This window comes from Halalkalirubrum salinum (genome assembly GCF_005543295.1).
Taxonomy (GTDB): Archaea; Halobacteriota; Halobacteria; order Halobacteriales; family Haloferacaceae; genus Halalkalirubrum; species Halalkalirubrum salinum.
The window spans coordinates 101,683-113,991 of record NZ_SRSG01000010.1 but is presented as its reverse complement, the minus strand read 5'-3'; the positions used below and the strand labels follow the sequence as shown (position 1 = coordinate 113,991).

Sequence of the window (12,309 nt, the reverse complement as noted above, 5' to 3'; positions counted from 1 at the left end):
GTGACGACAATGCGTGAGGCCCACCCCATTGAGCAAGCGGTCGGGATCGACCACTACGTGAGCGACGCCGAGGGGATCGGCGGCGTGCTCAGAACCGAGCCCGATGACTTCCGGGTCACGGAACTCGAAGCCTTCGAGATCGCCGATCGTGACGCCCCCGCCGGCGGCTACCCCGAAATCGTCTGTCGGGTGACGCTGCGATCGTGGGATACGAACGACTTCGCCCGGCGGCTCTCGAACGCGCTGGGGATCAGCCGCGAACGAGTCTCGTGGGCGGGCACGAAGGACAAACATGCGGTGACGACGCAGCTGTTTACTGTCACGAAAGCTGACCCCGACGAGATCGAGGAGCTGTCGATCGACGGCGCGAAAATAGATGTCCTCGGCCGTGCGGGCCGACCGCTGTCGTTCGGCGATCTGTACGGTAACCGGTTCTCAATCCGTGTCCGAGAGCCCCAACGGCCCGACGCTGTCGGATCAATCACCGACGAACTCGCGGCGTTTGCGGGGAGCGACCGATCGACAGGTAACTCCAGCATTGCTACAGGTGACTCCGAAATCACCGCCACGATCGGCCTGCCTAACTACTTCGGCCAGCAGCGCTTCGGCAGCCAGCGCCCAATCACCCACGAGGTCGGTCTCGCGATCGTCCGCGGTGACTGGCGCGGTGCGGTGCTCTCGTACGTCGGCAGCCCCGCCGAAACCGAACCCGAGCGCACCCAAACCGCTCGTGCGTTCGTCGACGAGCAAGCCGAATCTGCCGATCCTGACTGGACCGCGGCACTTGAGCGAATGCCCGGCCACCTCCGCTACGAGCGATCGATGCTGCACCGCCTCGCTGAAGACGGTGCGTCAACGGACGCCGACTTCAGACACGCCCTGGAGGCGGTCCCCTCGAACCTCCAGCGGCTGTTCGTCAACGCCGCCCAGTCGTACGTCTACAACCGAATCCTGAGCGAGCGGCTCGGTCGCGGGCTGCCGTTCGATCGGCCGATCGAGGGCGATGTCTGTTGTTTCGCCGATCGGGACGCGCCCGAGGAACTGTACGCCCCCGATCCCGATCGGCTCCAGACTGCAACCGATCGCCGCCTCAAGACCATGCGGCGACACTGCGAGCGCGGCCGGGCGTTCGTCACCGCGCCGCTCGTCGGCACCGAAACCGACCTCGCTGACGGCGAACAAGGCGACATCGAGCGCGAAATTCTCGAGGAGCTGTCGATCGAGCCCGGCGACTTCTCGCTGCCCGGTGCATTCGATTCGACCGGCACGCGGCGAGCGATTCTCGTTCGGACTGACCTGTCTGTCGATCCCGAAACACTTCGGTTCGAGTTCGCGCTCCCGAGCGGGTCGTACGCGACCGTCGTGCTGCGGGAGTTCCTGAAGGGTGGACCGATCGATCTGTGAATGGGAGGCCGATCGGTCGGTGCGAAGCTATGAGTCGATAGCTCCGATATGATCAGCCGCCTCTCGTGCAATCATGTCCACGGTTTCCTCGGTCAATTGGCCTTCTATCTTTTGAATATCAGCGTGTTTGATCGTAACGAGGACCCAGGGATTAACATAGCTTTCACGGGGCAGTTCGCCTTTCGTGAAGTCCGTCCCAGCGAGTGGGATTGCTGCCGAGCGACGGGTTGTCGTTACGACCGCATAGACGGCTTCTTCATCACGAAACGGGGGGCTCTCTGTACTCAGGCAGACGTATGGCCGATATTTGTGAGGCCCTAGGAGATCCGGCCCTTTGACAACAGCTCCACGAGTGTATCGCTGGCTCGTCATTCGTCTGTATCACCGTAGTAGTCGTCTCTCGTCGATGCAGAACTTGCAGCCTGTTGTGTTGCGTACGAAGCGAGGCGTTCGTCCGCTGCAATTGCCCAGTAGCGTCCTCGATGCCGGACAAGTCCCCGTTCCTCTAACCGTGAGAGGACAACACCGACGCTTCCCCGAGGAATCTCTGTGGCCTCGTGGATCTCGGTTTGTGTGAACGCTTGCTCGTCGTTGGCTAACAAAAAAGTGAGGACAGTATGGGGTTGTGTTCCTTCCTTGATTTCGAGGACGTCTTCAGATTCATCTTCGAATCGATCGATATTGATCGGCATGTGTACTGCTTTGTAATAAAAAGTAATAAACTGTTCGGTGGAGGGTAATATCTACAAATTGACGATCGAAACACCACTACCAGCCTATCAGAACGCCCCCGGCACGACCACGTACACCGCAAGCGTCGTGAGTATCCCGCCGGCCAGGAGGTAGTACGCGACCGCAATCAGGTTGAGCCGGATTACCCGGCCAGTCGTTCCGACGAGTCCAACAGTCGCGAGCGCCGCAACCACGTTGTGGATCGCGATCGTGTTGCCGATCGCCGCCCCGATCGACTGGCTCGCGACGAGTACGACTGTCGGCATGCCGAGGGTGACCCCGACCTCGAACTGGAACGCCGCGAAGGTGATGTTACTCACCGTGATCGAACCGGCGACGAACGCGCCGATCATACCGACGACCGGCGCGACCATCGGATACGCCGGCCCGACGATCGACGCCGTGCTTTCTGCGAGGACGACGATCATGCTCGCCCCGACGGGTCCGCCGTGGGCATCCGTCGAGAGCATGATCTCGACCATCGCGATGACGAACACCAACACGATCGCCGGCGAGATGATCTTCGATCCGGCCTCTCGCCACGCCCCGGCGGCCGTCGAGCCGTTCATTCCGAAGATCGGAATCGCAACAAGTGCGCTCACAAGCAGCCACGTACCGGGGACGTACGCCCAGCTGATCGAGCCGATGAGATCGGTACTGAGGATATTCCACTCGATCGCGAGGATTGGCCCGCGCTGGAGGAACGCAGCAAGCGGCTCCCACACGCGAGTGACAATCAACAGAACAACGAGCACGAGGTACGGTGACCACGCGCGGAACAGTCCCATCGACGGGGGCGTCACTCCGTCTGAAGCGTCATTCCCAGTCGACGCGTCACCACTGGTAGCCACATCTTCGTCGATCGGCGCGTCTCCGCCGGTCGCCGCGTCTCCGCCAGTCGCCGCGTCTCCGCCAGTCGCCGCGTTTCCACCGCCCGGTTCGATCGTCCCGACCCAGTGATCCGGCCAGGCGTCACGATCTGGGAAGTCCCAGCGGGTGTCCGGTTCGAGATAGCCCGCCCGGAGCAAGCCGACAACCACGGCTCCGCCGATCATCGCCGCAAACAGCGATGGGAGTTCGGGGCCGACGAGATACGCGGTCGCGACGTAAGGCACGGCGAAGGCGATCCCGGCGACGATCGCAAGCGGTGCGACCTCAAGAGCGGGTGCGATCGATCGCTCCTCGCCAAAGACGTACACGACCATCGTGACGGCGACGAGCGGCATCAACGTCCCGAGAATCCCGTTGAATACGGCAGCATACACCGCGGCCTCACCGGCGTACTGGGCAACAGTCAATCCAGTTCCGTCGGCGATCTGGGTCTCCACGGCAGACAGCGGCTGCTGGTAGCCGACGATGATCGGCGTCCCGACCGCGCCGAAGACTGTCGCGACCGCGTGCCCTAAGAGCGCAGCGATCACCGCCGCAAGCGCCGGGAATCCAAGCGCCAAAAGCAGCGGCGCAACGACCGCTGCGGGCGTCCCGAACCCGGCGACGCCCTCGATGAACGTCGCGAGGAAGAATCCGAGCAGCACGACCTGCACTCGCGGATCGTCGCTGATCGTCGCAAAGCCGGCGTTGATTCGATCGACCGCGCCCGATCGCATGAGGGTGTACAAGAGCACGAGCGCTCCGAAGACGATCCAGAGAATCTCGATGGCCGCCATCACCCCGCTCAGACTGGCCGCGACAACGTACTCGATCGGCATCTCCCAAACGCTCACCGCGATGATCGCTGCGGCGGCCCACGCTATGGGCATCACCCTCGATGCCTCCCAGAGGAGCCCAACGAGCAATACACCCACGACCACGAGCGGGACGATTGCAAACAGCGGCTCAAGCATCAAGCGCAACACCTCCTGTCTTCGCTTCGAATAGTCCTCTGCCTACGAGTCTGTAATCCCTGATACGACGGTGGAGTCGCAGTCGGTATCGGCATCCACACAACGCTGTATCGCATAGACTGGATTTTTATTGTTGAGAAGTTGTACTTGACGGCTCTCCCTTACTCGCTGGGGATTGTACGAATGTTTTATATATGTTCAATTGACGTGGTACCGTTACGACCGTGTGTGATTAATTATCGTGGTACCGTTACGACCACCTCGTCGGCGATCAGTACGATCGCGGGAGTCCGAGCACCGTTTCGCCGAGGTAGTTCAGCGCGAGTTGTTGGGTGATTGGAACGAGCCGAGTCAGCCGTGCCTCCCGGAAATATCGCTCTACATCGTACTCGCGAGCGACGCCGAAGCCACCGTGGGTCTGAACGGCGGCGTCTGCGGCCTTGAACGCCGCGTCCGCCGCGAGGTACTTTGCGACGTTTGCTCGCGCGCCGGCGTCTTTTTGATCGGTATCATCGAGTTCTTCGGCCGCGGCGTACACAAGCTGCTTGGCGGCGAGCACACGTGCGTACGCCTCGGCGATCGGATGCTGGATCGCCTGGTTCGCGCCGATCGGCCGACCGAACACTTCGCGATCGTTCGCGTAGTCGATCGCCCGCTCTAAGGCGGCCTCCCCGAGCCCAACGCACTCGGCGGCGATAACGAGCCGCTCCTCGTTGAGCCCGTCGAGCACCTGATAGAACCCGCGGCCTTCCTCGCCGATGAGGTTTTCTGCCGGCACCCGGAGGTCCGAAAACCACATCTCGAAGGAGTGGACGAAGCCGCTTGCGGTCTTGTCGATCGCTTCGATCTCCAACCCATCCTGTTCGTAGGCGTCGGCCAGATCGACGAGGAACATCGAGATACCGCGAGTCGATTTTTCGACTTCCTCTTGTGGTGTTGTTCGGGCCATGAGGAGGATGTAGTCACTCTGGTCGACCCGAGAGATCCATATCTTCTGGCCGTTGATCATGTACGCATCGCCGTCGTCGGTCCGCTCGGCGCGGGTTTCGATCGCCGTCGAGTTCGATCCGGCATTCGGCTCGGTCAGTCCGAACGACTGGATCGACGCCTCGCCACTGGCAACGCGCGGAAGTAACTCGGATTTGAGCTCCTCGCTCGCGTACTTCACGAGCGGCACGCTGTTGTATATCCCGCCGTGGATCGCCTGGGGCGCAGAGAAGCCACCGCCGCTGGCAGCAATCTCCTCCATCATCACCACGACCTCCGAGGTACTCATGCCAGCTCCGCCGTACTCCTCGGGAACGAGGATCCCAAGCCAGCCGTGGTCGGCGAGCGCGTCGACAAACTCCGAGGGGTACGTCTCCGATCGATCGGCTTCGCGCCAATATGCCGCATCGAAGTCCGAACAGAGATCCCGGATGCTGTCGCGAACGAGCCGCTGTTCGCCGGTCAGAGAAATGGTGTCTCTCCACGCGTGTGTCATTATTTATTGCTACAGTGAACAGGGGTTAATTGTAGCGAAACCAGCAGTGTGTCCGGCAATCCGACTGCTACGTAATCGCCCGATCGCTCACGATCGCGAGGAGAGATGGACCCACCAGACGATCGCGGGGAGCGGTGGACACACAACACTATGTGGCACCCCGCCGATCGCCCAATATGGAATACACGACCCTCGGATCGACAGGAATCGAGGTCAGCAAACTCTGTTTGGGGTGTATGAGCTTCGGCAAAGAAAACCGCGACGAGTGGATGCTCGACGCGGAGAACGGGCGGAAACTCGTCGATCGGGCGATCGACCTCGGGATCACCTTCTTCGACACCGCAAACGTCTACTCGGCGGGCGAAAGCGAGGAAATCCTCGGGGAGGCGCTGTCCGAATACGATCGCGACGAGTTCACCGTTGCCACGAAGGTGCGCTTCGGTGTGGGCGAGAAGCCACACTCGGCTGGTCTCTCTCGGAAAACGATCGAACAGGAGCTGTCGGACTCGCTGGATCGACTCGGGATGGACGTCGTCGATCTCTACCAGATCCACCGCTGGGATTACGACGTTCCGATCGAGACGACACTCCGGGCGCTCGACGACACCATCCGGCGCGGCCAAGTCAGACACATCGGCGCTTCCTCAATGTGGGCCTACCAGTTCCAGTCGGCGCTGCACACGAGCGATCGGCTCGGCCTCGCTCGATTCGAGACGATGCAGAACCTCTACAACCTCGCGTACCGCGAAGAGGAACGCGAGATGCTCCCGGTGTGCGAAAACGAGGACATCGGCGTCATTCCGTGGAGCCCGATCGCTGCGGGATATCTCGCACGGCCGTACGAACAAGACGACGCGACCACACGCGGCGAACACGAGACGTCGATCGGCCGGCCGTATCGGGAGGGCGGCGGTGAGGAAATCAACGCTCGCGTACAGGAACTCGCCGAAGAGAAGGATCGATCGATGGCGCAAATCGCGCTCGCGTGGGTGCTCCACCAAGACGTGGTGACCGCGCCGATCGTCGGCACCTCGAGCGTCGAACATCTCGAAGAAGCGGTCGAAGCGGTCGACATTGATCTCTCGACCAGCGAGATCGACTATCTCGAAGAACCCTACGAGCCGGTTCGAGTGTCCGGCCACGAGTAGCACCGACATTGTTTGACGCCACCCAATGGCGAGATGTCGGCGACAAACGTATCATCGGTACTCAACTCGCGAACTGGGGCTGGCGGAAACGGACGGAGTTTTACTCGTCCCAATCGTATAACGGGCAATGGAGTGCTCGCGGTGTCACACCCCGCTCGATCGGCCCGGCGACTACTGTCTGTCGTGTGACACTGCAAACTGCGATGCGGTCGTGATCAAGTTCGATCGTGACAAGGCGACATTGACGATGCTCGACGGAGAGGATATCCTCGGCGAGACGACGATCACGACCGTGCCCGAACCCGACGATAATCGAGACGATCGCGCCGTCGTGGTCGAACTTCGGAACTTCGCCGGCCGGGTTGCCGACGAGGTTCGCCGCAAGCGCCCCGAAACCGTCTTCGCGGCCGGCGAGCGCGAACCCCTCCGCGAGACCAACGCCCAACTGCACTACGAGTTCTACCGCGTCCCCGACGATGAACCCGTCCAGTCGGTGATCGATCGCCGCGGCACCCGTGCCCTGGAGGTCGTCGAGACCCCTCCGAGGGAGAAACTTGGCGGCCGACACTCCACGTTGATCGGCGGCCGAAAGGGACGCAAGTCGATCGCCGTCGTCGCGGGTCACCCACACGTCAAAAAGATCATCCCGGGGCCGATCGACGCGGGCGGAACAGGATCGCAGTCTGGGCTCCGCGCGAAGATCACCCGAGCGGACAGCAACGGCAACGTCAGGATGTTGTTGCGTGACGGTTCAAGCGTCCAAGAGAATCGGGTGGTCACGACCGCGATGAATCACGATACCGGCGAACGGGTCCGCGACGATCTCAACGAGGCGCTCCGAGAAGCGGAGCTACAGTAGCCTCGTAGGTGCCTCCAACTAGCTCCCCTCGATCGACACATGTCGATTCGGACGCTGGCTCAAAACGGTTTGTACGCTGGGTGTGACGGCGGCACACGACCGATTCGACTCAACACCTTTTTGTTCTCCCCTCGGATACTCTCTCCCACTATGGCTGATAAGCAGGCACGAAGCGTCGGCAGCGCCGGTCGATTCGGCGCACGCTACGGGCGAGTCGCCCGAAAACGGGTCAAAGACATCGAAGCCGAGATGCGCGCGGCGACCGTCGACGGCGACAGTGTCAAGCGGATCGGGACGGGCATCTGGGTCAACGAGGAGACCGGCGAGAAGTTCGCCGGCGGCGCGTACAAGCCACAGACTCCCGGCGGCACGCAGGTCCGACGATCGATCCGCGCGGCGCTTGCGGACGAAGAATAACCCCACCTCTCACTATGAGCTACAAGTGTTCCCGTTGTAAACGCGACGTCGAACTCGACGAGTACGGCGGCGTTCGGTGTCCCTACTGTGGCCACCGGGTACTGCTGAAAGAGCGCGCCCGCGACATCAAAGAAGTCGACGTCAAGTAACGCGGCGATCGACCGCATGGACTGCGCTGACCACACCGCTTCGCTTTCATTTTCCTACGATTCCGCCGAACTGGCAGCGATTGTTGCAGACGCGGTTTCGGTCGAAGTCGGCGAGATTGATGATGACAGAGCGACTGCAACGGTAGATCGCGAGGACACAACCGTGATTGTTCATGTATCCGCAACCGATTTCATTGCGCTTCGGGCAGGGACAAACAGCTGGACCCGGCTCGTCTCTGTTGCCGAATCGATTGTAAATGGGTCAAAAACGCCGGAAACCGCCGAATAGCGGACGGTGCGGCCGCTATCGGAATCCCGCGGGTTTTTCCCGCTGGCGGCCATCGATCCGTCCATGCAGGGTAATCTACCACCGGAAGCACAGGAGAAGCTCGAAACGCTACAGGAGCTTCAAGAGACGGCCCAGAACGTCGCCCAACAGAAACAGTCCACAGAGACGGCGCTTAACGAGGCCCAGACTGCGCTGAACGCGCTTGATGACGTCGACGATGACGCGACAATGTACCGTGAGGTCGGCGAACTCTTCATCGAGACGGACCTCGGGGAAGCCAGCGACGATCTCGAAGACAAAGTTGACAGTCTGGAAATTCGTGTCGAACAGCTCACGAAACAGGAAGATCGCGTTCGGAGCCAGTTCGAAAATCTCCAAGAAGAGCTTCAGCAGTTGTTGCAAGGCAGCATGGGCGGTCCAAGCGGTCCGGCCGGCCCCGGCGGTGCAGGCGGCGCATAATCGATGGGTGAACCGACCGACGAGGAGGTCGTTAACGCCGCTGCGGAAGCCGCAGAGGGCGTCATCTTCTCGAACTATTCGCAGTCCGACGTTCGTGACTTCGATGTCACGGTGAAGTTCGAAGACGGCGTGCTGGAGGTTGACGTGTATCTCAACGCGCCCGACGATCCTGATCCGGACGTGATCGCCCAGGAGGCGGTTGACGCGGCCGAATCTGCCGTTGACGAACTGTTTGCGTAGTCGGCCCCTCGCAGGGCAACCGACCACTATTCCCACCGAATAATTATGTAGCTCTCTGCCGCATATCTTGTTATGTCTTCACATATCATTGGAATGACGGCGCTGGATCGGTACAAAATGCGCCTCGACAAAGCCAGTCGAACCTGTCCAGCGTGTGGCTATGACGATACCGACGGCGAGTGGCAGGCGGTGACGACTGGCAGTCGGGTGCAGTACCGCCACGTCTGTCCGAGTTGTGGATCAATATCGACGCGTGAGCTCCGCCTCCGTCGAACCTGATCGACCGGAGACTATTTTTCATCCGTACGTGTCAGTGACACGCATGGACTCGTACGATCGGATACTCGTTGCGACAGACGGCAGCCCTGGATCTACGCCGGTCATCGAACATAGTATTCGCTTGGCGAGGCTCTCGGACGCAGAGGTCCAAGCGCTGTATGTCGTCGATCACCGGTACCCGAGCGCGACAGAGTACGATATGATCGTCGAGCGGATGGAAGACGAAGGTACGAAGGCGCTCGATACGATCGAAACAGCCGCGACCGAGCATGGAATTAACGTACACAAACACCTTCGCCGGGGCGTTCCCGCCGACGAGATCGTCGCGGCCGCAGATCAGTACGACGCCGACGTCATCGTCGTTGGGACCCATGGTCGATCGGCGATCGGCCGGTTCATCCACGCCGGCAGCGTGACAGAACGCGTCGTTCGGACTGCAGAGATCCCGGTGTTTGTCACCCGGATTCGCCCTGCAGACGATCCAGCGATGGCCGACGTTGACTCGAAGACAACGGCGTCGCGTCGACGGCTTCCTGGGATTGAGCCCAGCGGCGGAACGTAGCAGGACGCGTGTTCACTGACCGCTACCAGGCGTCACAGATCGCGAGGAAATTCTCGAAGACCTCCTGGCCTCGCTCCGTGTGTGCAACCTCTGGGTGCCACTGGACGCCGTACAACCCTGCCTCGGGATTACTCATCGCCTCGACTCCACAGACGTCACTTTTTGCGGTACGAGTAAAGCCGTTTGGGACGGTTTTAACCTCGTCAGCGTGGCTCGCCCACACGCGTGTTTCCGGCGCCAGCGATCCCACGAGCGGGTCGTCGGCGTCGACGATCTCGACGTCGACGTCTGCGTAGCCGCCGTAGTCGCCCGAGTCGACCGAGCCGCCCAGTTCCTCGGCGATCAACTGCATCCCCAGACAGATTCCGAGGACGGGCCGATCACCGTCGAGATACTCTGCAGACCGACCCGCACGATCCATGTCTGGCCCTCCCGAGAGAACGATCCCGTCGGCCGCAACCGCGTCGGGTGCGGTCTCGTTGTCGATGAGTTCGGTATCCACGCCGAGATCCCGCAGTGCACGGTGCTCTAGATGCGTGAATTGCCCGTGGTTGTCGATAACGACAATTCTGGTCATGCGGGCTGTTGGACGGTCGAGCCCAAAAACGGTTCGAAGTTCAGTGTTCTATGCGCGATCGTGTATTATTTCGCCGGACCACACGATCGGTAAGAATTGTTCGCCAGTCTTGTCTCGTTACTGTACGACGACTGCGCCTTTCATCCCGAGTGCCTCGTGAGGCGTACACACGTACGTGAAGACGCCTTCTTCCTCGAAACTATGTTCAAACGTGTGGCCTTCCTCTTCAACGGTGTCGCTCTCGAAAGACCCGTCCTCGGCGGCGACGTTATGTCCGCCACCTTCGCCGGTCCACTCCCAGGTAACGGTTGTGCCTGGGCTAACGGCGACTGCGGGAGGATCGAACAGCAGACCGCCGCCGGCACCGACCATGACCGTAACCGAGTCTTGATCCGTCATGTCGACGGTTCTTTCGTAGTTCTCGACGTCGTCGAAAAAGCCCTCATAGTCCGGCTCATCGTCGAGGAATTCGCCACCACCGCCATTGCCGTTGCCGTTGCCACCATCGCCGTTACCATCGTCCCCGTTTCCACCGTTCCCGTTGCCGTCATCGCCGTTCCCATCCTCGCTCGGATCGACGCCGTTACCGTCTCCGCCTGCACAACCCGCGATGAACGCCGTCGCTGCGGTCGCGCCCGTCAACTGTACGAACTTACGCCGATCGAGCCGGTTGTTGTCGCTCATTGATCTCATTTCATGATATGGTGGCAGTACATATACCTCGCACGATTATTCCCAGCCGGCGACAAGATGGGCAAACATGTTCGGCGGAATTCACTGGTGTTGCCCGTGGCTACCTCTATTTGTCATGGCTGAGACATCCACAGAGCCAGCGGTACCACGCGATCGCCCCGTCGAGGTCCTCGACGTTCGCGAGTTGAGTCCGCCGGGGCCGCTCAAAGAAACGCTGGAACTGTTGACCGAACTGCCAGAGGAGACCGTACTAGTACAGTTGAACGATCGCGCCCCACAGTTTCTCTATCCAAAACTCGACGACCGAGGCTACACGTACGTGACAGCAACGGATCCGGGCCCGACGTTCCTCGGCGTCCAGACAGACGGCGCAGTTGTCTCGGCGATCTGGGTCACAGACCTGTAACGTCCGCTCCGATCAGCCATTCTGGACGAACATGTTCGACTCTTCTCGAAACCACTTTACGTCCGGTGGCTCAACAGTGAGCCATGACACAGGCACGGCTGACGCTGACGATGCCGGAGCTGCTTTGGGTTGGGGAAATCTCTCGAAAGTACCCTGAGGCCACGCTGCATGTACTGAGCGCAGTTCCGAGCGAAGACGCCGGATTTGCCCTCTTTCGGCTCATCAGCGATGATATCGACGAGCTGTTAGCGGAGGCACAGGCACACGAGACGATCGTCGAGATGGAAATTCTCCAGCGGACTGAGGGGGAAGCGACCGTCCAGTTTGAAACGACCGCGCCGCTCATCATGCTTTCGGCTCAGTCGGCGGGGATGGCGATCGACTTCCCGGTCGAAATGCAAAATGGAAAGGCGACGTTAGATGTGACTGGCAGCCACGAGCGGCTGTCGGCGCTCGGCACACAGTTTCGGAACTTCGGACTCGACTTCGAGGTTGAGTACATCCAAGAACGGCTGCACACGAGTCAGTTGCTGACTGAAAAACAACAGCGCCTCTTGCTTCGGGCCGTCGAGATGGGATACTACAATACTCCGCGTGACTGTTCGCTGACCGAACTCGCCGATGCTGTGGGGATCGCAAAGTCGACCTGTAGTGAGACACTCCACCGCGCTGAGGAGGCGGTCATCAAGAACTTCATTGATGATCTCTCGGTTCCGAGTCAGGCGATCGAACGAAAAATCAAAGGAGAGTAGTCGTTCAGTTCCAGCG

Annotated in this window: 18 protein-coding genes; 12 read left to right on the top strand and 6 right to left on the bottom strand. The window is 60.6% G+C overall.

Going from position 1 to position 12,309, the window contains the following annotated elements; all coding sequences use genetic code 11:
• Positions 1 to 9 precede the first annotated feature (9 nt).
• Complete coding sequence (gene truD, locus E5K03_RS04015) at positions 10 to 1,404, top strand: tRNA pseudouridine(13) synthase TruD (protein ID WP_138005080.1); 1,395 nt, start codon at positions 10 to 12, stop codon at positions 1,402 to 1,404.
• A gap of 27 nt (positions 1,405 to 1,431) precedes the next feature.
• On the opposite strand, the gene E5K03_RS17870 is transcribed toward truD, so the two are convergent.
• The 4 genes from E5K03_RS17870 to E5K03_RS03995 form a co-directional block, all read right to left on the bottom strand.
• Positions 1,432 to 1,776: a hypothetical protein gene (locus tag E5K03_RS17870; RefSeq protein ID WP_138005079.1), complete on the bottom strand. Its 345-nt coding sequence runs from the start codon at positions 1,774 to 1,776 to the stop codon at positions 1,432 to 1,434.
• Positions 1,773 to 2,096, bottom strand: coding sequence for a MarR family transcriptional regulator (locus tag E5K03_RS04005; protein WP_138005078.1), 324 nt, complete (start codon positions 2,094 to 2,096; stop codon positions 1,773 to 1,775). Before E5K03_RS04005 ends, E5K03_RS17870 begins: the two co-directional genes overlap by 4 nt.
• 87 nt (positions 2,097 to 2,183) lie before the next feature.
• Positions 2,184 to 3,980: an L-lactate permease gene (locus E5K03_RS04000; RefSeq protein WP_171006586.1), complete on the bottom strand. Its 1,797-nt coding sequence runs from the start codon at positions 3,978 to 3,980 to the stop codon at positions 2,184 to 2,186.
• Positions 3,981 to 4,251: 271 nt separating this feature from the next.
• Positions 4,252 to 5,463 carry an acyl-CoA dehydrogenase family protein gene (locus E5K03_RS03995; protein ID WP_138005077.1) on the bottom strand — a complete coding sequence of 404 codons (1,212 nt, stop codon included), beginning with the start codon at positions 5,461 to 5,463 and terminating at the stop codon, positions 4,252 to 4,254.
• A 176-nt stretch (positions 5,464 to 5,639) separates the two neighbouring features.
• Between E5K03_RS03995 and E5K03_RS03990 the strand changes: the two genes are divergently transcribed.
• The 9 genes from E5K03_RS03990 to E5K03_RS03950 all read left to right on the top strand — a co-directional run bounded on the left by E5K03_RS03990 (position 5,640) and on the right by E5K03_RS03950 (position 9,865).
• Positions 5,640 to 6,611 carry an aldo/keto reductase gene (locus tag E5K03_RS03990; RefSeq protein WP_138005076.1) on the top strand — a complete coding sequence of 324 codons (972 nt, stop codon included), beginning with the start codon at positions 5,640 to 5,642 and terminating at the stop codon, positions 6,609 to 6,611.
• Between the two features lie 127 nt (positions 6,612 to 6,738).
• Positions 6,739 to 7,470, top strand: coding sequence for a DUF2103 domain-containing protein (locus E5K03_RS03985; protein WP_138005075.1), 732 nt, complete (start codon positions 6,739 to 6,741; stop codon positions 7,468 to 7,470).
• 150 nt (positions 7,471 to 7,620) lie between these two features.
• Positions 7,621 to 7,887, top strand: a complete 267-nt coding sequence (locus E5K03_RS03980) for a 50S ribosomal protein L37ae (RefSeq protein ID WP_138005074.1) — start codon at positions 7,621 to 7,623, stop codon at positions 7,885 to 7,887.
• Positions 7,888 to 7,901: 14 nt separating this feature from the next.
• Complete coding sequence (locus E5K03_RS03975; RefSeq protein ID WP_137197263.1) at positions 7,902 to 8,036, top strand: DNA-directed RNA polymerase subunit P; 135 nt, start codon at positions 7,902 to 7,904, stop codon at positions 8,034 to 8,036.
• Positions 8,037 to 8,052: 16 nt separating this feature from the next.
• Positions 8,053 to 8,325, top strand: coding sequence for a KEOPS complex subunit Pcc1 (locus E5K03_RS03970; RefSeq protein WP_138005073.1), 273 nt, complete (start codon positions 8,053 to 8,055; stop codon positions 8,323 to 8,325).
• Between the two features lie 63 nt (positions 8,326 to 8,388).
• The gene (locus E5K03_RS03965; protein ID WP_138005072.1) at positions 8,389 to 8,784 is read left to right on the top strand and encodes a prefoldin subunit beta; all 396 of its coding nucleotides are present in this window, start codon (positions 8,389 to 8,391) and stop codon (positions 8,782 to 8,784) included.
• Positions 8,785 to 8,787: 3 nt separating this feature from the next.
• Positions 8,788 to 9,024 (top strand): DUF3194 domain-containing protein, encoded by a 237-nt coding sequence (locus tag E5K03_RS03960; RefSeq protein WP_138005071.1) that lies wholly within the window; start codon positions 8,788 to 8,790, stop codon positions 9,022 to 9,024.
• Between the two features lie 72 nt (positions 9,025 to 9,096).
• Positions 9,097 to 9,303 carry an HVO_0649 family zinc finger protein gene (locus E5K03_RS03955; protein ID WP_138005070.1) on the top strand — a complete coding sequence of 69 codons (207 nt, stop codon included), beginning with the start codon at positions 9,097 to 9,099 and terminating at the stop codon, positions 9,301 to 9,303.
• A 43-nt stretch (positions 9,304 to 9,346) separates the two neighbouring features.
• On the top strand, positions 9,347 to 9,865 hold the full coding sequence (locus E5K03_RS03950; RefSeq protein ID WP_138005069.1) for a universal stress protein: 519 nt from the start codon (positions 9,347 to 9,349) through the stop codon (positions 9,863 to 9,865).
• A 22-nt stretch (positions 9,866 to 9,887) separates the two neighbouring features.
• Here the strand turns inward: E5K03_RS03950 and E5K03_RS03945 are convergent, their stop codons facing one another.
• Together E5K03_RS03945 and E5K03_RS03940 are read right to left on the bottom strand one after the other, a co-directional pair.
• The gene (locus tag E5K03_RS03945) at positions 9,888 to 10,442 is read right to left on the bottom strand and encodes a GMP synthase subunit A (RefSeq protein WP_138005068.1); all 555 of its coding nucleotides are present in this window, start codon (positions 10,440 to 10,442) and stop codon (positions 9,888 to 9,890) included.
• A 117-nt stretch (positions 10,443 to 10,559) separates the two neighbouring features.
• On the bottom strand, positions 10,560 to 11,126 hold the full coding sequence (locus E5K03_RS03940) for a halocyanin domain-containing protein (RefSeq protein WP_138005067.1): 567 nt from the start codon (positions 11,124 to 11,126) through the stop codon (positions 10,560 to 10,562).
• Between the two features lie 124 nt (positions 11,127 to 11,250).
• On the opposite strand from E5K03_RS03940, the gene E5K03_RS03935 reads away from it, so the two are divergent.
• Both E5K03_RS03935 and E5K03_RS03930 read left to right on the top strand, forming a co-directional pair.
• A complete protein-coding gene (locus tag E5K03_RS03935; protein WP_138005066.1) occupies positions 11,251 to 11,541 on the top strand; it encodes a DUF2249 domain-containing protein in 291 nt (96 codons plus the stop codon).
• An 83-nt stretch (positions 11,542 to 11,624) separates the two neighbouring features.
• Positions 11,625 to 12,293: a helix-turn-helix domain-containing protein gene (locus E5K03_RS03930; RefSeq protein ID WP_138005065.1), complete on the top strand. Its 669-nt coding sequence runs from the start codon at positions 11,625 to 11,627 to the stop codon at positions 12,291 to 12,293.
• Positions 12,294 to 12,309: the final 16 nt, after the last annotated feature.